General features: G+C 67.8%; 17 protein-coding genes and 3 pseudogenes. 12 read left to right on the top strand and 8 right to left on the bottom strand.

Features of this window, described 5'->3' with window-relative positions:
- The 5 genes and pseudogenes from ABZ855_RS35635 to ABZ855_RS35615 all read right to left on the bottom strand — a co-directional run.
- A partial coding sequence (locus tag ABZ855_RS35635; protein WP_360813977.1) for a pentapeptide repeat-containing protein occupies window positions 1-914 on the bottom strand: 914 nt, incomplete at its 3' end.
- Between the two features lie 485 nt (window positions 915-1,399).
- Window positions 1,400-1,910, bottom strand: a pseudogene (locus ABZ855_RS35630) (IS701 family transposase); the annotation flags it as partial.
- 278 nt (window positions 1,911-2,188) lie between these two features.
- Entirely contained in the window at window positions 2,189-3,892 is a 1,704-nt protein-coding gene (locus ABZ855_RS35625) for a LamG domain-containing protein (protein WP_360813975.1), read from the bottom strand.
- Window positions 3,893-4,127: 235 nt separating this feature from the next.
- On the bottom strand, window positions 4,128-5,165 hold the full coding sequence (locus ABZ855_RS35620; protein WP_360813973.1) for a ribosome-inactivating family protein: 1,038 nt from the start codon (window positions 5,163-5,165) through the stop codon (window positions 4,128-4,130).
- Window positions 5,166-5,410: 245 nt separating this feature from the next.
- Window positions 5,411-7,258 (bottom strand): LuxR C-terminal-related transcriptional regulator, encoded by a 1,848-nt coding sequence (locus tag ABZ855_RS35615; RefSeq protein ID WP_360813971.1) that lies wholly within the window; start codon window positions 7,256-7,258, stop codon window positions 5,411-5,413.
- A 237-nt stretch (window positions 7,259-7,495) separates the two neighbouring features.
- Between ABZ855_RS35615 and ABZ855_RS35610 the strand changes: the two genes are divergently transcribed.
- From ABZ855_RS35610 to ABZ855_RS35580, 7 genes and pseudogenes are all read left to right on the top strand, one after another.
- Entirely contained in the window at window positions 7,496-8,353 is an 858-nt protein-coding gene (locus tag ABZ855_RS35610) for a citryl-CoA lyase (RefSeq protein ID WP_360813969.1), read from the top strand.
- A 267-nt stretch (window positions 8,354-8,620) separates the two neighbouring features.
- Window positions 8,621-10,063: an APC family permease gene (locus tag ABZ855_RS35605; protein ID WP_360813967.1), complete on the top strand. Its 1,443-nt coding sequence runs from the start codon at window positions 8,621-8,623 to the stop codon at window positions 10,061-10,063.
- A 297-nt stretch (window positions 10,064-10,360) separates the two neighbouring features.
- Window positions 10,361-11,197: an LLM class F420-dependent oxidoreductase gene (locus tag ABZ855_RS35600; RefSeq protein WP_360813965.1), complete on the top strand. Its 837-nt coding sequence runs from the start codon at window positions 10,361-10,363 to the stop codon at window positions 11,195-11,197.
- Between the two features lie 74 nt (window positions 11,198-11,271).
- The gene (locus ABZ855_RS35595; RefSeq protein ID WP_360813963.1) at window positions 11,272-12,924 is read left to right on the top strand and encodes a CocE/NonD family hydrolase; all 1,653 of its coding nucleotides are present in this window, start codon (window positions 11,272-11,274) and stop codon (window positions 12,922-12,924) included.
- Between the two features lie 34 nt (window positions 12,925-12,958).
- Window positions 12,959-15,301, top strand: coding sequence for a molybdopterin-dependent oxidoreductase (locus tag ABZ855_RS35590; RefSeq protein WP_360813961.1), 2,343 nt, complete (start codon window positions 12,959-12,961; stop codon window positions 15,299-15,301).
- 194 nt (window positions 15,302-15,495) lie between these two features.
- The gene (locus tag ABZ855_RS35585) at window positions 15,496-17,187 is read left to right on the top strand and encodes a CocE/NonD family hydrolase (RefSeq protein WP_360813959.1); all 1,692 of its coding nucleotides are present in this window, start codon (window positions 15,496-15,498) and stop codon (window positions 17,185-17,187) included.
- Between the two features lie 159 nt (window positions 17,188-17,346).
- Window positions 17,347-17,445 (top strand): annotated as a pseudogene (locus ABZ855_RS35580) (IS5/IS1182 family transposase); the annotation flags it as partial.
- Window positions 17,446-17,714: 269 nt separating this feature from the next.
- On the opposite strand, the gene ABZ855_RS35575 reads toward ABZ855_RS35580, so the two are convergent.
- From ABZ855_RS35575 to ABZ855_RS35565, 3 genes and pseudogenes are all read right to left on the bottom strand, one after another.
- Window positions 17,715-17,969 carry a hypothetical protein gene (locus ABZ855_RS35575; protein ID WP_360813957.1) on the bottom strand — a complete coding sequence of 85 codons (255 nt, stop codon included), beginning with the start codon at window positions 17,967-17,969 and terminating at the stop codon, window positions 17,715-17,717.
- 19 nt (window positions 17,970-17,988) lie between these two features.
- Complete coding sequence (locus tag ABZ855_RS35570) at window positions 17,989-19,647, bottom strand: choline dehydrogenase (protein WP_360813955.1); 1,659 nt, start codon at window positions 19,645-19,647, stop codon at window positions 17,989-17,991.
- Window positions 19,648-19,903: 256 nt separating this feature from the next.
- Window positions 19,904-20,772: pseudogene (locus tag ABZ855_RS35565) on the bottom strand (AraC family transcriptional regulator).
- Here ABZ855_RS35565 and ABZ855_RS35560 point away from each other — a divergent pair.
- From ABZ855_RS35560 to ABZ855_RS35540, 5 genes are read left to right on the top strand one after another with little or no spacing between them, the layout of a single operon-like run.
- Window positions 20,765-21,340 carry a hypothetical protein gene (locus ABZ855_RS35560; protein WP_360813989.1) on the top strand — a complete coding sequence of 192 codons (576 nt, stop codon included), beginning with the start codon at window positions 20,765-20,767 and terminating at the stop codon, window positions 21,338-21,340. The pseudogene ABZ855_RS35565 and the gene ABZ855_RS35560 sit on opposite strands and share 8 nt — an antisense overlap.
- A 60-nt stretch (window positions 21,341-21,400) precedes the next feature.
- Window positions 21,401-21,784: an MmcQ/YjbR family DNA-binding protein gene (locus tag ABZ855_RS35555; protein ID WP_360813953.1), complete on the top strand. Its 384-nt coding sequence runs from the start codon at window positions 21,401-21,403 to the stop codon at window positions 21,782-21,784.
- An 8-nt stretch (window positions 21,785-21,792) separates the two neighbouring features.
- On the top strand, window positions 21,793-22,155 hold the full coding sequence (locus ABZ855_RS35550) for an MmcQ/YjbR family DNA-binding protein (protein ID WP_360813951.1): 363 nt from the start codon (window positions 21,793-21,795) through the stop codon (window positions 22,153-22,155).
- Between the two features lie 36 nt (window positions 22,156-22,191).
- The gene (locus ABZ855_RS35545) at window positions 22,192-22,617 is read left to right on the top strand and encodes a PPOX class F420-dependent oxidoreductase (RefSeq protein WP_360813949.1); all 426 of its coding nucleotides are present in this window, start codon (window positions 22,192-22,194) and stop codon (window positions 22,615-22,617) included.
- Window positions 22,618-22,651: 34 nt separating this feature from the next.
- Window positions 22,652-23,746: a replication-associated recombination protein A gene (locus tag ABZ855_RS35540; RefSeq protein WP_360813947.1), complete on the top strand. Its 1,095-nt coding sequence runs from the start codon at window positions 22,652-22,654 to the stop codon at window positions 23,744-23,746.
- Window positions 23,747-23,768: the final 22 nt, after the last annotated feature.

The following is a 23,768-nucleotide window of genomic DNA, read 5'->3' as shown; positions in this document are numbered from 1 at the left end:
GTGAACGGGATGGGATGGGCGGTGACAGCGGCAGGGGAGGACAGCACTGCGTGGCTGAGATTCACGGTCGCGTAGCGCAGGCGGAATGTGGCCGTTGACTCCCACCGCGTCCGGACGCAGTCCACCTCGCCCGCTGCGATCTCCATCGTCACGGGCGCCCCGAATGCGCACCCGGACAGATCAACCCGCCCGGCACACAGAATCGGCCCGAACGAGGACAACACGGTGAACGTGGCCCCCCCGAACTGAGCGTCGCCCGAGAACGTTGCCCCGTCGAACCGGACGTCGTTGGTGAACGTCGCCTCGCCGAACTGGGCGTCGCCGGAGAATTTCGTCCCGCCGAACCAGGCGGTGCCCGAGAATGTCGTCCCGCCGAACCAGGCGGTGCCGGTGAACGTTACCCCGAAGAACTGGGCGTCGCTGGCGAACGTCGCCCTGCCCAACCCGGTGGTGCTGATGAACGTGGCGCCGACGAATCGGGCGTCGCCAGTGAACGTCGCTCCGACGAACTCGGCGTCGCCGATGAACGTCGCCCCGTCGAAGCGGGCAGTGCTGGTGAACGTCGCCCCGTCGAACCAGGCGTCGCCGGTGAACGTCACCCCATCGAACCGGGCGTCGCCGGTGAACGTCGCTCCCTGGAAACGGGCGGTGCCGAGGTTGGGTTTTCCGGTTGAGGGGTCGTGGAGGGCACGGAGGAGGGCTTGGAGGAGGTGTTCGGTGATGGGGGTGCCGCGATGGTCGATATCGGCGCCAGGTGCCAGGCTGGTGAGGTAGGAGGTGCGGTCGGTGTCGTTCAGGTGGGCCAGGCAGGCGGTGTTGCCGGGGACGTCGATGCCAGGGCAGCCGACGGGGTCGGTGGTGGGGTCCGCACCGTGTCCGCAGTACGGCCAGGCCGGCGCGGGGGGCGTGCTCATGGCTTGGAGGCTCCGGGGCATCGGCTCTGGTGGGGTGTCAGGGCAAGCGCTCGCCAAGGCATTCCAGAGTCGGTGACCTGCCGATCGGCGTTCCTGATGAACTGGTGAACCCGGGCCGACGACAGCCCCGCTGCCCCAACGAGCTTCCACACAGAAAAGCCCGCCCCGCACGGCAGTGAAAGCGCAGTCACATTCCTGACCGGCCTGCTCCAGCCGCCACGCCAACCGCGAAACTCACGCCAGCACTTGCCGCTCCCGGCGGAACGTCTCAGCCACTCACCCGTCACCCGTGACAGCCTGCCACTCCGCCCTGCGCCACCACCGGGCATTCAGCGAACTGAGCGCTTTATCGGTCTCACCTGCTCCGCGACTCCCCAAGCCCCCGACCGCGCTGTCCGGGTGCAGGCCGCCGCGCGCCGTTGGCGTACGGCGCCCTGTGTACGTTCGCGTCTACCGGGCCGGGCACTTCCACGCGAACGCCGACACCAGGCGACGGGCAGCGGCGAGTCCAGCGCACGCCTCACCATGACCTTGGCCAAGTCCCCCTTGGTGGCGAACTCCCGCTCGTCGGGGATCTTCGCCGCTCGGCAGCGATCCGCGTAGGACGTTCAGGACTTGGGCAGATACAGCTCCCGGTCCACCAGGGCCCGGCCTTTGGGTGAGGCGTAGGCGGCGAAGACGCCGATCTGGCATTTCTCGGTGCGGCCAGCGGTGCCGGAGTATTGGCGCTGCACGCCGGCCGAGACCGTGTTTTTCTTGAGGAACCCTGTGTCGTCGATGATCAGTACTCCAGTCGCATTCCCGAGTTTCTCGGCGACGTATTCCTGCAGGTCATCGCGTACCTCGTCGGGATCCCAGCAGGCCCGGCTCAACAGGTGCTGCAGCCTCGCAGGAGTGGGTGACCGGCATGCTCGGCCAGCTGCCGGTGTTCTTGCGGCCCACTGGACCGATCAGGCCGTGCACGTAGGCGCGCATCCGCCGCCGCAGATCCACCCGACCGAACCGGTGGCCGATCCGCACGAGCACTTCTTCCAGTTCCGCGGACCAGGCATTGGGCTGCACATCATCTTGCACGCCAAGAACAACGGCCCGCCGCACCCGAGGTCGCGAACTCCCGCAACCTGACGGGACGTCAGCCGAGTGCGCTCATGAACCCGGCCCTGACCTGCGGTGATAGCGAACTGCGATCGGAGTGCTAGAAGGCTTCTGAAGGTGACTGTGGGGCTGCACGGCCTCCGGCCGGGCAGCCCCACAGCAGGATTTTCAGCAGCCTTCTAGCTGTCGCTGAAGGTGGCCGCCGGCAAGGTGGCGATCACCACCTTGCCGGGGTAGGCGGCCACCAGCGGGTCGGTGACAGACGCGGGAGCGTCGGTCTGTACCAGGACCTTGTCGCTCACGCCGTCGTAGCGGACGGTCACGCCGTAGTTGGTGGTGTCGCTGCTGGCGCCCGCGATCCGGTCCACGGCCGCGGTCTGGATGGCCTTGATCTGGGCGAAGGTGAACTGAGCGCTCTTCGCGGTCGTCGGGGTGGGCCAGTCGGTCGGGATCTGCGCGTTCGTGGAGGTCCAGTGGGGCGGCTTCGCCAGGTTGTTGATGTTGCCGGTGTAGTCGGAGGGGAAGACGATCACCGGTCCGACGGTGGGGTCCTCGTACGCGGTGAGCGCGCAGTTGTAGTCGGCCAGGGCCTGGACCTGCTGCCACTGCAGCGACGTCCGTCCGTCACTGACACCGCTCTTCGGCGCCGCGGAGTCGGCGATGTCGTTGGCCATGGCGGTCTCGTACGATGCGCACCTGCCGTCCGGGGCCTTGTCACTCTCGATCACGAGCTTGCCCGGGTACTGGGCGGTCAACGGGTCGGTGACCGAGGAGGGGGCGTTGGTCTTCACCACCACCTGGTCGATCGACCCGTCGTAGGAGACCTCCAGTCGGTAGGTGCTGCCCTCCGGCTGCACCTGAGCGGTGACCGCGTCCTCAATGGCGGAGAGGTCGCCGATCGTGAACAGTTGACTGATCCCGCGCGTGAAGTCGGGCCAGGAGGTGGGGGTGTTCGCGTAGTCGTCGGTCCACCCGGGCGGGATCTCCGGGTTGTTCCAGTCACCGGCGTAGTCCTTGGGGAAAATGATCACCGGTCCGTACCCGGTGTTGTCCTGAAAGGCCGTGAGCGCGCCGTTGTAGGAGGCGATGGCACGTATCTGCGCCCACTCGAGTTCGGTGGCGCCGGCGTTCGTCAGCACCTCGGAGGAGGACAGCGCCCGGTTGTAAAGGCGGAAGTCCCGCATCCGGCCCTTGAAGTAAAGGTCGTTGGAGTACAACGAGCGGCCGATGTAGTCAGCGGTGGTCGTACCGCCGCCGATTGCCCCCGGAGTGATCGTCACATTGGTTTTGCGGGCCTTCTCGACGCCGTTCTCGTAGAGGATGCCGGTGGTGCCGGTCTGGGTGTACGTGACGTGCTTCCACATGCCGCGTGTCAGCTGGTACGGCCCACCCGAGGGCTGGATGTCCTGCTTGGCGGTGTAGTCGGTCATCGACAGCGACGTGCGGAAGTTGTTCCCGGTGGTGAACAGGTAGCCGTTGCCGTTGGAGCCACTGGTGTTGCCGAGCCCGTAGAGGAAATAGGGACTGCCCATGGTCGGGTCGATCCATGTTTCGAAGTCGACGGTGATCGAGTTCAGCCCGGCCATGATGTTGTCCGGCATCTTGACGTAGGTGTTGGAGCCGTTGAAGCTCAGCCCCTGATCGCCATTCCAGGCGGCGGTGCCGCCCACCGTGCCGTCGTGGTTCTGGCCGGAAGAGTCGTGGGCGACGGTGCCGGAGGTCTCGTCCAGCTTGTAGCGCAGGATCAGACCGTTGGTGATCTCGGCCTGTGCCGGGGAGGCGGTGGTGAGCGCCGTCCCAGCGACGATCACCGCGGAGAGGGCCGCGACGAGACCGGCACGTCTGCGCCGTCCCGGGAGCCGGCCAGGGGCGGCTGCGCTCACCGGGTCGGCATGGTTTCTTCTTCGCATCGGTTTGCCTTTCTAAGCTGCGCGTAGCTGTCGACCTCGACGGCCGGGTACTGGGAGTTCGTTCCCTCCCGGACGGGCCCGGAGAGGGCAAGGACAGAAGTACGGTTCGCCACCCGTCGGCGTCGGGGCACGGCGAGGTGCCAGTCGCGGGTTCGCGCGCCTCGGCTCTTTGCGCAAGCGCCTTCCGCGCGAGCCGCGATCGCAGAAATCAGTTACGACCCTTCGACGTCCCGAGGACGAAGTGCGCGTACTGGATCGCCGTGTAGAGGATGATCGTCGTGGCATCGTTCAACCCACTTCGTCTGTAAGCGGTGATGGGCTGGGTGTCGCGGTAGCCCTGGGGCATGCCGAGGAGCCAGTTGAAGCGGCCGCTCAATCGGGCCCAGTTGTTTTGCAGCCAGACGAATTGCGGGTTTATGTACCAGGTCATGGCATTGCCCATGACCAGGGCGATGCTGTCCCGCATGGGGCGGATCCGGGCGGCTTCTGCGATGAACTGGGTCATCCTCAGGAATCCCCGCGCCATGTTCTGGTTGTTGGTGGAGTCGTAGAGATCCCAGGCAGCACCATTCATCCCGCCGCGACTGATCGGCAGATATTCGCGGCGCTCGCCGGCCGCGGTCTGCATACCGACGTAGTTCTCTTCGAAGGGGGCACGACGGATGGACGAGGCGTTGCGCATCACGCCGTTTTCCCTGCGCTCGCGTTCCTCCTGCGGGACGGTTTGGCTGCCTGTGTAGTGGTAGACGTTGTTGCGGTCCCACCAGCCGATGATGTACAGGTCCGACCGCTGCAACTGCAGCCGCACGAAGTTCGGGTTACCCCACATCTGGATGTCCACTTGCAGGTACGCATCGTGGCGGTCGCGGCCCTGGGGGAAGTTCGATCCGGGCGCCAGGGTGGTGTTGGTGTGTTGCACCATGTAGGGATCCCCGGCACCGGGCACCCTGGCGGTGCTGCCGTCATTGATGCGTCTGCGGAGTTCGTTGATGAATTCGGTGTAGTCGATGCCGTCGTCGGCCCCGACCCTGAACATCGGGTTGCCGTCGTTGGCACGTGCGGACGGCAGCTTCCCCATGGGGCCGACCAGCGTGGCGATCAGCCCCAGCACCAGGGCAGCCAGCAGGGTGATGGTGCGGGGCCTGGCGAGGGGACCGCCGTGGACCAGGCTCAGGGACCGGCGCGGCGGCGCGGCCGTTGGTTCGCGGTGCGAGGCGGGAACCTCGCCGATGACACGTCTGTTCATGGGCTCTGCGCTCTCCAGGTGCGTGATGTGCAGGATTGCGGCTGACCGCTTCAGGGCGTCGACGGACGGCTGCGGCAGGCGCGTACCTTCGCATCACGACCCCCCTCACGGGGCGGTGCCCGGCAGGCCTTAGAGGCCGCCGTTCGCCGGGAGTTCGGCCTGCCGTGACGTGGCACAAGAGTCGTGCCTGGGGCACCTGTCCCACTACTCGTGCGAATACCGGTTTCTCCGCCGACCAGGTACTTCTACGAGGTGGGGGGTTCCTGCCTGGCCCACCAGACAGCCACCTGCGCCCGGCTGCCGAAGCCGAGCTTCGCCCGGATGTTCCCCACGTGGAAGTCGACCGTGCGCGGCGAGAGCGTGAGCTCGGCGGCGATCTGACGGTTACTCATGCCCATGGCCACCAGCGCGGCCACCTCCCGCTCCCGGCCGCTGAGGATGCTCGGGGCCTGGGCCTGGGCCTGGGCTGGAGCTGGAGCTTGGACTGGGGCTGGAGCTGGGGTGCCTGTGCCCAGGGCGTGGTCGATGGTGCGGCCCGGGCTGTCGTGGCCGCCTCCGATGACGAGGGCCCGCTCGTATGCCTCCGGGCCCAGAGCTCGTACGATCGACTGCTCGCACCGTGCGTGGGCCTCGGCCATCAACGGGCCGAACGCGGAGATGCCGGTGCCGATGTCCCGCCACAGTCCGCGCGCGGCACCCAGCAGCAGTCCCGCCCGCTCGTACTCACCGCGCAGAGCAGTGGCCCAGGCGAGCGTCTCCAGCATCAGCGCGGCGCTGAGCGGTTCGCTGAAGCCCCGCTCGATCGCCAGCCCGGCCCGCATCAGCGCCAGGCTCTCCTCCAAGTCGCCGCGCTCCTGGGCGTCATAGCCCAGCGTCAACAGCGCGTGCGCGCGACCCCACCGCTCACCGTGCGCCTCCGCCAGAGCGACCGCCTGCCTGCCGGCCTCCACAGCACGCGGGTCCCGGAGGCTGATCCGAGCGACGGCCAGCTGGAACAGCGGGAAGACCGCCGAGGCTCCCCCCTCGGCCGCCATGTGGGCGGCAACCGCGTGCTCATAGAGGCCCACAGCCTCCTCCAGCCGCCCCTGGAAGGCCGCCAATGAGCCGCGGAAGCTCATGACGTGCGCGCCCACCACCGGATCGTCCTGCTGCTCCCCCAGCTGACCGGCCTCCGCGAGCCACTGGTCGGCCGCCGCGTGATCGCCCTGGAGCAGTGCCACCCAGGACGCGGCGCACAGCGCCCGGGCGCGGGCGGGGGTGGGTTCGGGCGCGGCGGCGAGCGCCCGCTCGAGCTGTCGCCGTCCTTCACCGAGGAATCCGCCGGCGCACCAGTGGAAGCGCAGTGCCGCGGTCAGCGCGAGAGTGGCCTGCGGGTCGTCGTCGTGGCCGAGTGCCGCCAGCAGATTGGGGTGCTCGACGCGCAGGCGGGCCAGGGCCTCCTCCTGGCCGGGGCCGTACCAGTTGTCGGCTGTCCGCTCGGCGAGGGTGAGGTGGAAGTCGCGGTGCCGCCGCAGCAGGCGCTCCTCCTCGCCGGACTCGGCGAGCCTCTCCTGGCCGTACTGGCGGATGGTCTCCAGCAGGCGGTAGCGCGGCGGGCCCTGACCCTCGTGCCCTGCGGGCAGGACGACGGACTTGGCGACCAGCCGGTCGAGGAGGTCCAACACCTCGTGCGCGGGGACACCTTCGTCGCCCGCGACGCCCTCGTCGCTCCGGTCGGCGCAGACTTCTTCGGCCGCGTCCAGGCCGAAGCCGCCGGCGAAGACCGACAGCCGGTTCCACAGCAGCCGCTCGGCCGGGGAGCACAGTTCGTAACTCCAGTCGATCAGCGCGCGCAGCGTGCGCTGCCGGGGTCGTACGGTCCGGCTGCCCCCGGTGAGCAGCGTGAAACGGTCCGCCAGCCGGTTCACCACCTGTTCGACGCTGAGCGTGCGCAGCCGGAACGCCGTCAGCTCGATCGCCAGCGGCAGGCCGTCCAGGTCCGCGCACAGCCGGGTGACCGCGTCCCAGTTCGAGTCGGTGACACGGAAGTCGGGCCGTACGGCGGTGGCCCGGTCCCGCAGGAGTTCGGAAGTCTCACGGTTCGCGCCGGGCAAATCCGGTGGATCTCCAGTACCGGCTCTCCTGACACGACGCCTACCGTCCTGTCATCCGGCTGGAACGTGCCCGAACCCGTCCGCGCACCTCTCGCTCACGCACACCGCCCTCACGCAGGTGTCTCCTCCGCCGACGCGAAGCCGCACTTGCCCCTGTGCTCCGCAGCCCACGCCCCCGGGACCGGGCCGGAACGGCCGCCGCACTCTACGCACAGTGAGCGAACAATCGGAGGAAAAGTGGACTCAGGCAGCACAGCCGCACAGGACGCGTACTGGACGTCGGCCGTCAGCAAGGTGGTCGGCGAGAAGGTCTACGTCCGCGGCTACGACCTCGAGGATCTCATCGGCCAGATCCCCTTCACCGCGGCGGTTTTCCTCATGGTCCGGGGACGGGTGCCGACGCCCCAGGAGACGCGCCTCCTCGATGCCGTCCTCAGTGGTGTCCTCGACTACGCGCTCGAGAAGCCGGGCACCGTGGCCGCACGGTACGCGGTCTCCGCCAACCCCAGCATGGCCATCGGCATGGCGGCGGCTTGCATGTCGGTCGGTGCGCACACTCTCGCCACCGAGGACACGGGGCGCTTCATCGTCGCGACCCACCGGGAGTATCTGGACTCCGGCCTCGCACTCGACGAGTTCGCCGACGCCAAGGTCGCTCGCCTGCGCGCGGCCAAGCAACGCGTGCCGGGACTTGGGCATCCCGTGTTCAAGAAGGTCGATCCGCGAGGCGCCCTGCTGAAGGGAGTCGCCGTCGAGGAAGGATTGTGGAGTGAAGCCGCGGAGGTCTATGAAGCAGTCCACCGGGCCTTCACCCGGCTCCCGGGCAAGTCGGACATCCCGATCAACGACGTGGGTGTCATGGCTGCGGTGCTGCTCAGCTTGGGCTTTACCCCGGAGGAGGGTACCGGCCTGGCCGTCCTGTCGACCCTTCCAGGAGTCATCGCGCACGTCTCCGAGGAACTGGCCGCTAACAAACCGATCCGGGTAGTGCCGCGGGACTCCGTCGCCTACACGGCCGGGACCACCGGAGACTTCGCCGCCGCCCGTGAGGCGGCAGGCTGGGACGAGCGATGGCGTGAGCTGCCCCAGGACTGACGCAGATCGGCCGCCCGCCACCCTGGGTCATCAGTCGTGGCCGGTCCGTGCTTCTTGCTGATCAGTACGCCGAGCCCCCGTTGGAAATCCGCCAAAGTCACCCAGTTGCTTAGGATGCACTCCAATTCCCGTCTTTTCCTGGTGTAGGCAGCATATCCGGCACCCCTCGTCGGGGAGCGAACCGACGGGATGGCAGCCTTCCGCCCGCCACCTGTTCCAATCCCACAGCGAAACCAAACCTTCCGTCCCCATGAAAAAGGGCTGCGAATGAGCACAACAGACAGAGTGGTCTCCGCTGACACCGGACCACGCCTGGGTGGAAATCTCGGCGCTCTGCATCTCTTCTTCAGCGTCATGGCCTTCAACGCCCCCCTGGTCGTCGTCATCGGTGTTCTTCCGATCATGCTGGCGATCGGAAACGGGGTGGGAACGCCGATAGCGTTCCTCGCCGCCGGCCTCATCGTCGCCGCCTTCGCCGTTCCGTTCACCAGGATGGCGAGAGTCTTCCCGAACCCAGGCGCCTTTTACGTGTACATCACGGCTGGGCTCGGAAGAGCGATCGGCCTGGGATCCGGTTTCCTGGCCCTTATCGGCTACCTCAGCGTCAACATCGGCAGCTACGGGTTCGGCGGTGTGGTGTTCCAGTCGTTGGTTCGTGACACCTTTCACGGGCCCGACGTCGACTGGTGGGTGTGGGGAGCCCTGCTCTGGGCCGCCACCACTGTGCTCGGCTACCTCAAGATCGACCTGTCGGCGAAGGTACTGACCGTCTTCCTGTTCCTCGAGCTCGCGGTCATAGTCGTGTACGACGGCGCCGTGATGTTCAAGGGGGGAGCGTCGAGCCTGTCCGCGGCGCCCTTCGCGCCCAGTCACTGGTTCGACGGATCCTTCGCGGTCGGGCTTCTGTACGGCCTCGGCATGTACGGCGGCTTCGAAGTCGCCGCGCTCTTCCGGGACGAAGTGCGCCACCCCACTCGTACCGTTCCCCGCGCGACCTTCGGGCTCATCGCCGTGGCGATGGTTCTGTACGCCGGCACGGCCTGGCTCTACATCAACTCCCTCGGAGTCGACAAGGCCGTGGCCACAGCCGGCGCGGATCCCGCCGGGTCGATCCTGGGAAGCATCGAGACCTTCGGCGGTCACCTGCTGTTCGACCTGGCGACGGTGATGGTCACCACCAGCACGTTCGCCGTCATTCTGGCAGCCCACAACATCAGTGCCCGCTACGTGTTCAACCTGAGCGCGGACGGGATCCTGCCCGGCCGGCTGAGCGGAGTGCACGCCAAGCACGGATCTCCGCACGCGGCCTCTCTCGCCACCAGCGGCATTGGATTGGTGGTGCTCGCCATCACCGTGCTCATCGGGGCCGATGTCAACAAGTTCTTCGCCGCGTCACTGGGACTGGCCAGCTTCACGGGCGTCGCCGCCATCTTCCTGGCGAACATCGCCATCGCCCTGTACCTGCGCAAGCACCACAAGGACCAGTTCGGCATCTGGAGCACCGTCCTGGCGCCGGTGTTCGCAGGCGTCGGACTGGCCTTTGAGCTGATAATGACCGTCCGAAAATTCCCTCTACTGCTCGGCACTTCCACGGGCCTCGCGATGGCTCTGCTGGCCGCGCTCATCGGCGTGTTCGTCGCCGGCGTCGTCATGGCCCTCGTCTACCGACGCACTCGGCCTGAGGTCTACAGCAAGATCGGTCGTCAGTAAGCCCATGACCACGGTCTCCCAGCAAGACCGTGGTACACGGCACCAGACAATCAAGGTGCTTTCCGCGCCGGAACGGCGAGGCCTAGCCAAGCCTTCGTCAATCCGTCGGAGGAACTTCTGGCTCCGGACGCTTGGAAGCCCTACGAAATCAGAGCATCGATTTCGCGTATCCGCCGATGCGGCGCTTCCCGGGCCGGAGGGACATTCGGGAGCGAGACCGAGGACACAGGCACAGACATTGTCCTTGCGACCCGACCTTGCACTGACGGTACGGCTGAAGATTCCGAGGAGATTTTGATGAAATTCGGTCTGTGTTACTTCCCCACGGACTACGGCATGGGGCCCGCCGAAGTAGCCGAGGCCGCCGAGGAACGCGGTTTTGAGTCGCTGTTCTTCTGCGAGCACACCCACATCCCCGCGAGCAGGCGAACGCCGTACCCGCTCGGCGGCGAACTCCCCAACGAGTACCTGCACACCTACGACCCCTTCGTCGCGTGCACCGCGGCGGCGGCGGCGACGAGCCGTCTGAAGGTCGGCACCGGGATCTGCCTGGTGGTGCAGCGGGACCCGATCACGACGGCCAAGGAAGTGGCCAGCGTCGACCGCCTCAGCGGCGGCCGGTTCCTCTTCGGCGTGGGCGCCGGCTGGAACCGTGAGGAGATGGCCAACCATGGCACCGATCCGCGTACCAGGATGGCGCTGATGACTGAGCGGCTCGCGGCGATGCGTCAGATCTGGACCACCGAGGAGGCGGAGTACCACGGCAAGTTCGTGGACTTCGACCCGATCTGGGCCTACCCGAAGCCGCTTCAGTCGCCGCTGCCCGTGCTCGTCGGGGGGATGGGCCCGACCGTGGAGGACCGCATCCTGTCCGTCGGGGACGGCTGGCTGGCGGAGAGTGTGCCGCTCGACGAACTCGACGAGTTCGCCGACCGCGTCGCCAGGCTCCAGCAGCGTGCGGCCGAGGCCGGACGGGGCCGCATCCCGGTCACGATGTTCGACGCGCCGTCCGAAGCGGGCCTGGAGGAGCGCTACGAGGCCGCCGGTGTCGAACGATTCCTCTTCCAACTGCCAAACGGCGACACCTCGGATGTCGCCAGAGACCTCGATCGGCTGGCGGACCGTATCCGCTGACGCCGGCGAACCTTTCCTGATCCTCGCAGAACGAGGCCTGGGGCGAGGCCCCGCTTCCTCAAAGGAGAACCAACATGTCGGGTGCAGTGATCGAGTACGACGTTCCCGTCCCTATGCGCGACGGCGTCGTACTCCGCGCCGACGTCTACCGGCCCGCGGGCGAGGGGCCGTGGCCCGTGATCGTCGCCAGGACTCCCTATGACAAGACCGAGGCGTCGGAACTGCTCTACATCGACCCCTGGGCCGCGGTCCGGCGAGGATTCCTCACCGTCGTCCAGGACGTCCGGGGGCGATACGCGTCGGAGGGAGGCGACGAGTGGCGACCCATCGAGGCCGAGGCCGCGGACGGCGTGGACACCATCGCGTGGGCGGCGCAGCTTCCCGGTTCGAACGGCAACGTGGGCATGTGGGGGCTGAGTTACCTGGGGAATGTGCAGTGGCTGGCCGCCGCCGAGCGCCCGCCGGCCCTGAAGGCCATCGTTCCGCAGTTCACCTGGCACCGTCCCGAGGACGGATTTGCCTACCGGGGTGGCGCCAAGGAACTGGGGACCGTCATCGGCTGGGGCCTGGGCACCGGATTCGATCTCCTCATGCGTCGGTACGCCGGCGACGTGGAGGAAATGACGAAACACCTGATGGGGCTCGTTGGGGACATCGACGGCCTTTCGAAACACACCTTCTGGGAGCTGCCGACTGGTTCTGATCCCGTGCTCGAGCGGCACGGCCTCGTATCGTCGGCACGGCCGGAGATGATGGCGGCCGCGAATGTGGCGGACCGGCAGGACGCGGTCACGGTTCCGAGCCTCAATATCGGCGGCTGGTTCGACATCTTCTTGCAAGGAACGATCGACAACTACCGGGCTGCTCGCCGTAAAACGTCCTCGAAGCTCGTGATCGGGCCCTGGAACCACATCTCGACGCTCGCTCAGCAAGGACAAGTCGACTTCGGGTTCTCCGGCAACGGTTTCGCCGTGGACTACGCGACGTCGATCTCCGGGCTCTCCTTCGACTTCCTCCAGGCCCGGCTGACGTCCGACGACACCCCGCCCGAGGACGACCTCCCCGTGAAGATCTTCGTGATGGGCGCCAACGAGTGGCGTTCCGAAGCGGAGTGGCCCCTGGCACGAGCGGTGGACACACCGTGGTTCCTGGGACCGGAGGGCTCCCTGGCCCCGGCCGACGAGCCGGCCGCCGCCACGATGGCGTACACGTACGACCCCGCCGATCCGGTACCGACGGTGGGTGGCGCGACCATGATGTCGCACAGCCCTGCGGGCGTCTTCGACCAGAGCTCCGTCGAGGAGCGGCCGGACGTCCTGGTCTTCACCAGTGAGCCACTGACCGAAGACCTCGAGGTGACCGGACGGGTGACCGCGACCCTCACCGCGGCGACCGACGGCCCCACGACGGACTGGGTGGTGCGCCTCTGCGACGTTCACCCCGACGGCCGTTCACACAACGTGACCGACGGTATCGCCCGTGTGCGGACCACACCGGACGAGCCGACAGCCGTGACAGTGGATCTGTGGTCGACGAGCATGGTGTTCAAGGCAGGCCACCGTATTCGTGTGCAGGTCACGTCGAGTTGCTTCCCCCGGTGGGACAGAAACCTGAACACGGCGGACGGATTCGAGTCCGGCTCGGCGCGGATCGCTCACCAGACGGTCCACCTCGGAGGAGCCGACGCCTCCTTCATCACGCTGCCGGTGGTTCCTCCGAGCAACTGAATTTCCTCCCCCTCACCTCGTCGAAGGGTCAGCCATGACGCGGCGCACCCCCACAGTCGCTCACTGGGGCAATTACACGGTCGTCAGCGACAACGGGCGGGTTCTCGCGCTGGAACCCGCCCAGGGGGACAGCGCCCCTTCTCCTATCGGCTCCGGCATGGCCAGTGCGCAGCGCGACGCCGTCCGCATCACGCAGCCGATGGTCCGGGAGGGGTGGCTCGCCGACGGGCCCGGACCGGCGAACGGCCGGCGCGGTCGTGACCGCTTCGTGCCCGTGTCGCACGAGCACGCGCTCGACCTGGTCAGCGCGGAGATCGAGCGGGTGCGGAGCACCTTCGGCAACCCAGCGATCTACGCGAGCTCCTACGGCTGGTCCAGCGCGGGCCGGTTCCATCATGCCCAGAGCCAGATCCACCGGTTCATGCGCATGGCGGGCGGCTACACCGACTCCGTCAACAGCTACAGCGTCGGCGCCATGGAGGTGATCCTGCCCCATGTCATCGGCGGTGCCGGCATGAGTATCTGGCGGCGCTGCCCGACCTACGAGGAGATCGCCGCCAACGGTCAGCTCGTGGTCTCCTTCGGGGGAATGGCCCGCAAGAACACCGAGATCGAGCAAGGCGGTATCGCCGACCACGCCGCGCCCAGGCTGCAGCAGCGCTGCCGCGAGGCCGGTGTGCGGTTCGTCAACGTCTCACCGGTCCGCTCGGACTCGGCGGACGACCTCGGCGCCGACTGGCTGCCGATCCGGCCCGGAACCGACGTGGCACTGATGCTCGGTCTGGCCTACGAGATCGTCGCCTCCGACCGGCACGACCGGGACTTCCTCGCCCGCTGCTGCGTGGGTTTCGAGGAGTTCGCCGCATACCTTCTCGGCCGCAGCGACGGCATTCCCAAGGATGCGGCGTGGGCCTCCGGGATCACCGAGATCCACGCCGACCGCATCCGGTCGCTGGCCGAGGAGATCGCTACCTCGCGCACGGTGATCAACGTCAGCTGGTCGGTCCAGAGGATGGACCACGGCGAACAGTCCCACTGGATGGGCGTCGTGCTCTCAGCCATCTCCGGGTCACTCGGCCGGCCGGGCGGCGGCTTCGCCGGGGGACTGGGCATCACCCAGGTCGGGGTGCGCCGCGGCTCGTACAAGAAAGCCTCACTCCCGCAGGGCGAGAATCCGGTCAAGAGCTTCATCCCGGTTGCCCGCATCGCCGACATGCTCCTGATGCCCGGTGAACCCTTCGAGTACAACGGGCAGTCGCTGCGCTACCCCGACATCAAGCTCGTGTACTGGGCCGGAGGCAACCCCTTCCACCATCACCAGGACTTGCACCGCCTCGTACAGGCCTGGCAGCGCCCTGAAACGATCGTGGTGCACGAGCCGTGGTGGAACGCGCACGCCCGGTTCGCCGACGTGGTGTTCCCGGTCGCCACGACGCTGGAGCGGGAGGACTTCGCAGGGGGGACGTTCGACCTCGCGATCAGCGCCATGCACCGCGCCGTCGACCCTCCGCCGGGGGTGCGCACCGACTACGAGATCTTCAGCGGGCTGGCGGCTCGCCTCGGCTTCGAGGACGGGTTCACCGAAGGGCGTGACGCCCGCGCGTGGGTACGGGAACTGTTCGAGCGGACCCGGGCCGGTCTGGCGAAGACCGTCGAGCTCCCGCCCTTCGACGAGTTCTGGGAACGCGGTGGGGTGACCTTGCCGCCGCCGCCCGACCCCACGGCGGGAAGCTTCGCACTGCTGCGTGAGAACCCTGAGATGTATCCGTTCGACACGCCGTCCGGCAAGATCGAGATTTTTTCCGCGACCATTGCGGGCTTCGGATACGACGACTGCCCGGGCCATCCGACGTGGTGGGAGCCACGCGAGTGGCTCGGTGCTCCCGCCGGCGAACGCCTCCCTCTGCACCTGGTGTCCAACCAGCCGAGCCGACGGCTCCACAGTCAGTACGACAACGGCACCTACAGTCGCGAGGGCAAGGTCGCCAGGCGTGAGCCGGTGCTGATCAACCCGGTCGACGCGGGAGAGCGAGGCATCGCCTCGGGCGATGTCGTCCGGCTGTCGAACGCCCGGGGCGCCTGTCTCGCCGGAGCGGTCGTCACCGACGAAGTCCGCCCCGGCGTGGTCGTCCTGGCGACGGGCGCGTGGTTCGATCCCGAAGAGCCGGGCGTGCCCGGCTCGCTGGAACGGCACGGCAACCCGAACGTCCTGACCGCCGACGTGGGCACCTCGCGGCTCGCCCAAGGCTCGACGTCCGGCACGACACTTGTCGAGGCCGAACGCGTCGATCCCACGACGGCACCCGAGCCGCGGCCGTTCGTGCCGCCGGAGACGGTCGAACCGGGATCCCCGTCGGCCCAGCCTCCTTCGCGATGATCTGTGCCCTGACGCCCATCTGAGTGGGCGTCATAGGACCAGGCGAAGCCCGTCATCACGACGGCGGGGCCGTCGCCGGAACATGCCATCCGCAAGGCTCCTCCCTGCTCTGGCCGCCCTCTTTCGGACGCGGTGGCGATGCGATCGGGTTGCCAGACCCCAGCCCCGACGATGTGAAGGTTCAGGAGCGACACATGCTTGACGTGACCATCGAGTACAACGTCTCCGCCTCGATGCGGGACGGCACCGTCCTGCGGGCCGACGTCTACAGACCCACGACCAGCGGGCCGTGGCCCGTATTGCTCTCCCGGCTGCCCTACGGCAAGAACTCCCCGCTGATGATCACCCTGCTCGATCCGATGGGCATGGCAAGCAAGGGCACCATCGTGGTCGTCCAGGACACCCGGGGCAGATTCGCCTCCGAAGGCGACTGGGAGCCCTGGACGTTCGAGTCGGACGACGGCTACGACACGGTCCGGTGGGCCGCCGCGCTCCCGGACTCCAACGGCTCGGTCGGGATGTACGGCGCCAGCTATTTCGGAAACACCCAGTGGATGGCGGCCCTGTCCAAGCCTCCGGAGCTGAAGGCCATCGCTCCGACGATCACCTGGTCGGACCCGGACGACGGCCTGTTCTCCCGGGGCGGGGCGGAAGAACTGGGCCTCAATGTGTCGTGGTCTCTGTGGCAGGGGTTCGACACCCTGATGCGTCGGCACACCGACGACTCGGCTGCCGGCACCGCCGCGCTCGCCGCGTTGGTCCGCGACGTCGACAGCCTCGCGACGGCCGGCTACTGGGAACTGCCGTCCGGACGCCATCCGGCGCTCCAGCGCCACCAGGTGCAAGACATCGGATTCGAGCGTTCACGGCGCGAGCCGGAGTGGACCGCGTCGTGCCGGGTGGCCGGGCGCCACGGAGAGGTCGACCTGCCGAGCCTGAACATCGGTGGCTGGTACGACGTCTTCTGCCAGGGAACCCTCGACAATTTCGCGGCGATGCGGGCGGCCGGTCGTGCGGCGAACCTGATCATGGGGCCGTGGACCCACGGACACTTCGACGCACAGGTGGGTGACGTCAGTTTCGGCACGGCGGCGAGCGGGGAGGTCCTCGGCTTCCGGGGCACACTCAGCGACGTACAGCACGCATGGTTCCGGCAGTGGCTGACGCCGGACGCCGAGGCCGGCGACGGAGGCCCTGTACAGCCGCACCTGCCACCGGTTCTGCTGTTCGTGACCGGGATCAACGAATGGCGGGAGGAACAGGAATGGCCTCTCAGCCGCGCCGCCGACACGGAGTTGTTCCTGCGCGCGGACGGTCGGCTCACCGATGACCCGCCCCAGGAGGACGAAGGCGGCGACAGGTATGTCTACGATCCGGCCGACCCGGTGCCGACAACCGGCGGCGCGGCGCTGCTTCAGGACGAGTTCCGACTGGGCCCCCTGGACCAGGCCCGGGTGGAGGCGCGTCCGGACGTGCTCGTTTACACCACGGAGCCCCTGACCGAGGACATCGAGGTCACCGGACGGATCCGGGCCTTCCTCCACGCCGCGACCGACGCCCCGACGACGGACTGGGTGGTCCGGCTCTGCGACGTCGACGCCGACGGCGTGTCGATCAACATCGTCGACGGGGTGGTCCGCGTGACCACGTCGCCGGGCGAGTTCGCCGAGCATGAGGTGGATCTGTGGTCCACCAGCCATGTGTTCCGCACCGGCCATCGTCTACGGGTGCAGATCACCTCCAGCAACTTCCCGCGCTGGGCCCGGAACCTCAACACCGGCGAGCCCGTCGAACGCGCGACGGACTGGCGCGTGGCCCACCAGGAAGTGGCGCACGACGCCGCACGGCCGTCCCGTATCGTCCTCCCGGTCGTACCGGCTTCCTGACGACGAGGCACCGAGGACGACGAACGCCGTGGCCGGGTGACCCGGCCACGGCGATGACATATGGCGCGACGGCGCAGCCCAGAAGCACCTCTTCGACTCCTGGCGTCCTCCCGAAAGCCGACGCGTCGTCGCCCATGCGCAAGCGGGGACTGGCCCTTCAACCGGGCGCTGTCTGCGGCACGGCCACCGGTCGAGCGCGGTGTGGCACGCCTGAAGTCCTGGCGCATCTTCCGCAGATCTCGGTGCAGTCCCGAATGAGCTGAACCGGGTTTCGTAGAGGACGATCTTGTGTGTTTCAGGCGGCGTTCGGTGTCGCCTGGGAACGGTGGTGCCGGGCCGGCGCGGACCGTTCCACCATCACCGACTGCCAGCCGCTGGCCTGCCGCAACAGCGCCCTCACCTCCGCCACTCGGCAGGCCCTGGCCGATCACCTCGCCCGACTGGCGGACGCCCTGGCCAACGGCGGCCGGCTCGCTCCTACGTCCATCACCGCCTTGAGGAACAGCACCGTGCCACGGCCGCCTTCCTCACCTGCCACACCCGGAGATCGCCGAGTGAAACGCGCCCTGCGTGACATCGGCACCGCCAGGGCGGGGGGCCAGGGCCTGCTGTGCGACCTTCATCGAGATGTTGCAGTGCTCGGCCTCGAAACCGAAGCCCCCAGCGACGCGGCAGCATCCGGTGGCCTCGACGACGTCGCCCGCGCCGAGTGCCGCCAGTGACTTGCCTTGCACGGCCACACCGAGGGTCGAGTACGCGTGGCAGTGGATCTGCACGGTCATCGATGGCAGAAATCGCTTGTCATGAAACCTTGTGGCGGTAGAAGTCGACATTCTCAGGAGCCAGCGGCTCTTTGCCCAGGATCAGGTCTGCGGCCCGCTCCGCGATCATCATGACCGGCGCATAGAGATTCGCGTTCGGAATGGTGGGCATCACCGAGGCGTCCACGACGCGAATCCCCTCCAGACCGTGAACCCGCATGGTCTGCGGATCGACCACGGCCTGGTCATCGGTGCCCATCTTGCATGTGCCACACGGGTGGTACGTGGTCTCGGCATCCCGGGCCACCCACGCGAGGATCTCCTCATCGGTCTTGACGTCAGGGCCTGGCGAGAGCTCACCGCCGTTGAACGGGGCGAACGCCGGCTGGTTCAGCAGGTCGCGGGTGACATGCACACCTTCGATCCACTCGCGGCGGTCCTGCTCGGTCGACAGATAGTTGAAGGTGAGTACCGGGGCCTGGAAAGGATCGTTCGCCCGGAGCTTCACGTGCCCCTTCGACTGAGGTTGCTGCGGTCCGAGGTTGATCTGGTAAGAGTGTTCGGTCGGAGCGGGCGTACCGTCGTTGCGCACGCCCAGGGCGAGCATCGTCAGCATCTGATTCGGCATCGGCACGTCATCGTTCGACCGGACGAATCCCCCGGCCTCGAAGTGATTGCTCGCGGCCGGGCCTTCGCGTCTCAACAGCCATGCGGCCCCGATGGCAGGCCAGCTCTTCGGCTTGAGGATGTGAGCCATCGAGACGGGCTGCGTGCAGGCGTACATGACAAACGCTTCGAGATGGTCCTGCATGTTCTCACCGACGCCGGGCAAGTGCTCGACGACGTCGATGCCGAGCTGTCCGAGTTCCTCGCCATTGCCTACGCCGGAGAGCTGCAGAAGCTGAGGCGAGTTGAACGCCCCACCGCAGAGGATGATCTCGTTCCCGCGTACGACCGTCCTGCCCTCACGCCGGGAGGCAAGCTCGACGCCCACCGCGCGCTTGCCCTTGAAGACGACCCGGCTGACGAGCGCACCGGTCATCACCTCCAGGTTCTTGCGGTGGCGGATCGGTGCGACGTACGTGCGTGCCGCGTCGTAGCGCTCGCCGTTCTCGATGTTGCAGTCGAAGGGGGAGAACCCTTCCTGACGGTAGCCGTTGACGTCGTCGACCACTTCGTGGCCGGCCTGCCGCGCTGCTTCGAACAGGGCACCGAAAAGTGGGTTCTTCGCCTTGTGTCTGTGAACCGGGATGGGTCCCGAACGACCGCGGTGGACATTGGTCGGATCAGTGTCGGCACATCGCTCGAGACGCTTGAAGTACGGCAGAACGTGGTTGTAGCCCCAGGTGTCCATGCCCGGTGCCTCGGCCCAGCGCTCATAGACGAGGGGGTTGGCGCGCTGGAAGAACATCCCGTTCATGACGCTCGAGCCGCCCATCAGCTTTCCCCGATAGTGCTCGATCCTCCTGTTGCCCAACATGGGCTCGGGCTCGGACTTGTACTGCCAGTCGTAGAGCCTGTTGCCCATGACGAAGAGGAAGGCCGCCGGCACTCGCACCGGGTAGTCGAACCGAGAGTCCCGCCGACCAGCCTCGAGGACCAGGACCCGACTCCGTCCGTCGGCCGTCAGCCGGTTGGCGAGCACGCAGCCGGCCGAACCGCCGCCAACGATGATGTAGTCGTAGCTGTCGTGCTTCAAGAGACGTCCTTCTTCCATGGTTCGTGTGTTTCCCTGATGCGGCAGGAAGGGCATCGACGGACAGGCCTACAACGGCGACTGGCGTCCACGATCTCAAGCGGCGGGCCAGGCCGTGACGATCGGATGTCGACTGGGCATGGCCGCAACTTAAGGGCTCTTGTCAGCGCGAGGTAATTGGAAATCTCACGGCCTCTGGCACGGTGCTCCGTAGTTGATCCGGCGGGCTCACAGTTCCTCGGAGACATGGAGGATCAAGTCAGGATTCGGGTGCCTCCTGCCGTGACGTGTAGGCGGCGGGCGTGAGGCCGGTGTGGTGGCGGAAGAAGCGGCCGAAGTTGGCCGCGTCGGTGAAGCCGAGGTGGACGGCGACCGCGCGGGCGGTCCAGTGGGCGCGGCCGAGGAGGCGGCGCGCTTCGAGCAGCCGGCGTTCGTTGATGATCTCCCGCGCCCCGCTGCCGGTGGCGGCCTGGGCGGCCCGGCTGAGGGTGCGCACCGAGCAGCCGAGCAACTGGGCGTAGTCGTCGACGCGGTGCAGTTCTCGGAAGTTCAGTTCCAAGGCGTCCAGGAATCGTCCGTGGATGGGGTGGCGCCTGCCGCAGCCGCTTGGGAGCGTGGGGCGCGAGGTGTCGCCTGAGGGGCTGGTCTCGGCGGGAGCTCCCAGGACACCTGGGGAGTGGGCGAGGCGGAGCAGCAGAGTTTCGAGAAGGCTGCATCGCAGTGCGTGGTGAGCCGGGAGCGGGAGTCGTCCCGGCGCACGGTGTTCGTCGAGGAGTTGGTACGCGGTCTGTTCCAGCCGCGGGACATCGTCGGGATGCGGGGTCAGCACGGCGGGGGCCTGGTGCGAGGTGAGGGGCGCCAGCAGGTGGGCGGTGTCGGGCCGGAGCACCTCCGGCTCGAACAGGACGAAGGGGCCGCGGGCGGTGCTGGGATCGTGCCAGCACTGCACGTGCCCGGCGCGTACCCACAGCCATTGGCCGGGAGCGACGGTGTGTGTGACGTGATCGACGTCGTGCCGCAGTAGGCCCTCGGTGACCAGGATCAGGTAGTGGAAGGTGGCCCGGCTCGGACGGGGCGGATTCCAGGCCAGTCGTCGTGGTGGCCGTGGAAGTCCTCGACCGTGGTCACCTCCAGGCCGTACGGGGTGCCGACCGGTGGCTGGAAGCCGTACAACGGGACCGAAGTCGAATCGGGCTGTGGGATGAAAGGGGGCCGGGGCCGCGCGGAGGAGACGGCGGCGGGACACTGCTCCGGACTCGAGGAGTGTCGCTTGTCGACCATCATGTGTCCGCAGCCTACCGTCCGGATTGTCGATCTCGGGGAAAGGATGGTGAGGACGGTCGGCGATCGCGGGCTCGGTCCTCTTCCCAGACATCTGCCCGTGAAAGAAAGGGGCTTCGCAGCAATGGCGTTTACCGGCGAAGAGCTCTTCGGCGGGCTCGGCATGCGCCTCGGGGAAGAGGGGCTTGCGTGGGCGGAGGAGTTCGACCGCGGGGGCGGGGGCGCGCTCACCCAGGCCGACGGGGGCGCCGAAGTCCCGGACGACGTGGAAGAGCCCTTGCCGGGACTGGCCCACCTGCATGTCGGCGGGCGAGTTCGGATCCCGCCGCTCATCCGGCCTGCCTCAACGGCTGTTCGACGCCGCGTGCACATGCAGTCGGCGGCCGAGAAGGGCAGCTGTCTCCTGGAGAGTTGAACTGATGTCACCGACCGTGTCACGCCGACCGAGTGACCATGCGCAAAGGAGCTGACCACCATGAACGGAACAGCGCTGCTGAAGACCGCGGCCGACCACGCCGAGGAACTGCCCGGGGCCGGCCTGGAGCATCCCTTCGGACCTGACTGGGAGGTCTTCAAGGTGCGCGGCAAGGTCTTCATGCTGATGACTGAGGTTCCCGGACGCCCCGTGGTGATCCTCAAGTCGGACCCGGGCGAGGCTCGGGCGCTGCGCGAGGAGAACGAGGAGATCACTCCCGGCTACCACATGAACAAGAAGCACTGGATCACGTTGGAGGGCGGCGACGCGATCGACGAGGGGCTGGTCAAGGAGCTCGTGACCGAGTCCTACCGTCTCGTCGTCGGTCATCTGCCCAAGTCCGAGCAACCCGTCGACCCGCACACCTACGGACGCCCAGCCTGATCCGCGTCATGGACTTCGGCGGAGAGCGGCTTCAGGACACCGCTCGCGAGACGGCCTTCGCTCTGCCCGGGGTCGGCCACGGGCGTCCGTTCACCGAGCATCTGGACGTCTACAAGGTGGCGGGCAAGGTCTTCCTGATCGTCACCGACGACCCGGACGAGCTCATCTTCACCGTCAAGGCGGAACCAGAGTACGGCCGCCTGCTGCAAGGCCGACACCCCTCGATCACTCCGGGCCGCTACCTCGACAAGCGGCACTGGATCTCCGTGGGCGCGGGTCGCGGCGTCACGGCGGACCTGGTCGCCGACCTCGTCGACCACTCCTACCACCTCGTCCTGGAGACGGTTCCGCGCGGCCGCCGCCCCGGATGACCGATGGCCATCGACCGAACGCGAAAAAGGATCCCCATGCACACCATGTCGACCGAGGAATGGCACGCCTTCGTCACCCGCTCCACGCCGACCGGCCGTTTCGCCACCGTCGGGGGAGACGGTATGCCGAACATCGCCCCCGTCTGGTACGTCTTCGACGGCGAGGACTTCCTGTTCACCACGGGCGGAGCCTCGGCCAAGGCCCGCAAACTGCGCCGCGACCCCCGCGCCTCCCTCTGTGTCGCCGACGACGCGCCGCCCTTCGCCTACGTCGAGGTACGCGGCGACGTGACGCTCAGTGAGGACCTGGACGAACTCGTCGACGTCGCGTCCCGGGCCGGCGCACGGTACATGGGCGCGGACCAGGCCGAGGCCTTCGGCAGGCGCAATGGCGTTCCCGGCGAAGTCGTGGTCCGCCTCCACCCCACCAAGGTCATCGCCTACCGCGGCGTCACCGACTGACCAACACCCGCCCGCCCGAGTCACGGACCTGCCCATGAAGCACGAAGAACAAACTCCGTCGCTGTTCGCCGACCTCGACGAGGACACGCAGCGCCCGCTGGCCGACCGGCTGCGTCCGCGCACCCTGGAGGACGTCGTCGGGCAGGAGCACCTGCTCGCGCCCGACGCCCCGCTCGGGCGCATGGTGGAGCAGGGGCGGCTGGTGTCGGCGATCCTTTGGGGGCCGCCCGGATGCGGGAAGACCACCATCGCCCGGCTCCTGGCGCAGCGGACCGAGCTGGCCTTCGAGCCATTGTCGGCCACGTTCTCCGGCGTCGCCGACCTGCGCAAGGTCTTCGATGCGGCCCGGCACAGACGCGGTATCGGCCAGGGCACGCTGCTGTTCGTCGACGAGATCCACCGGTTCAACCGGGCCCAGCAGGACAGCTTCCTGCCGTATGTGGAGGACGGCACGGTCGTCCTGGTGGGCGCCACCACGGAGAACCCCAGCTTCGAGCTGAACGGCGCCCTGCTCTCCCGCTGCCGAGTCTTTGTCCTCCAACGCCTGGACGCCGCCGCCCTGGACACCCTGATCATCCGCGCCGAGCAGCTGACCGGGCGGGAGCTTCCGCTGGACGACGACGCCCGACGGTCTCTGGTGGCCATGGCGGACGGCGACGGCCGGTTCCTGCTCAACATGGTCGAGCAACTCCAGTCGCTGCCCGTCGGCACACCCCCGCTGGACACGACCGCGCTCGCCGAACAGATCCAGCGGCGCGCACCGTTGTACGACAAGGCCCAGGAGAGCCACTACAACCTGATCTCGGCGCTGCACAAGTCCATGCGCGGCTCCGACCCCGACGCGGCCCTGTACTGGCTCGCCCGCATGCTTGACGGCGGCGAGGACCCTCTTTACATCGCCCGCCGACTCGTGCGCTTCGCGAGCGAGGACATCGCCTCGGCCGACCCCCAGGCCGTACAACAGGCCTTGGCAGCCTGGGACGTGTACGAACGCCTGGGATCACCCGAGGGTGAGCTGGCGATCGCCCAAGCCGTCGTTCACCTGGCGACCGCCCCGAAGTCCATCGCCGTGTACCGCGCCTTCGGCGCGGCGCGGCGCGGCAGCGCGCGCGGCAGACCGGTTCCCTGATGCCGCCGGCGCACATCCTTAA

The organism is Streptomyces sp. NPDC047042 (genome assembly GCF_040644035.1).
Lineage (GTDB): Bacteria > Actinomycetota > Actinomycetes > Streptomycetales > Streptomycetaceae > Streptomyces.
This window is presented reverse-complemented; position numbering and strand designations above follow the sequence as displayed.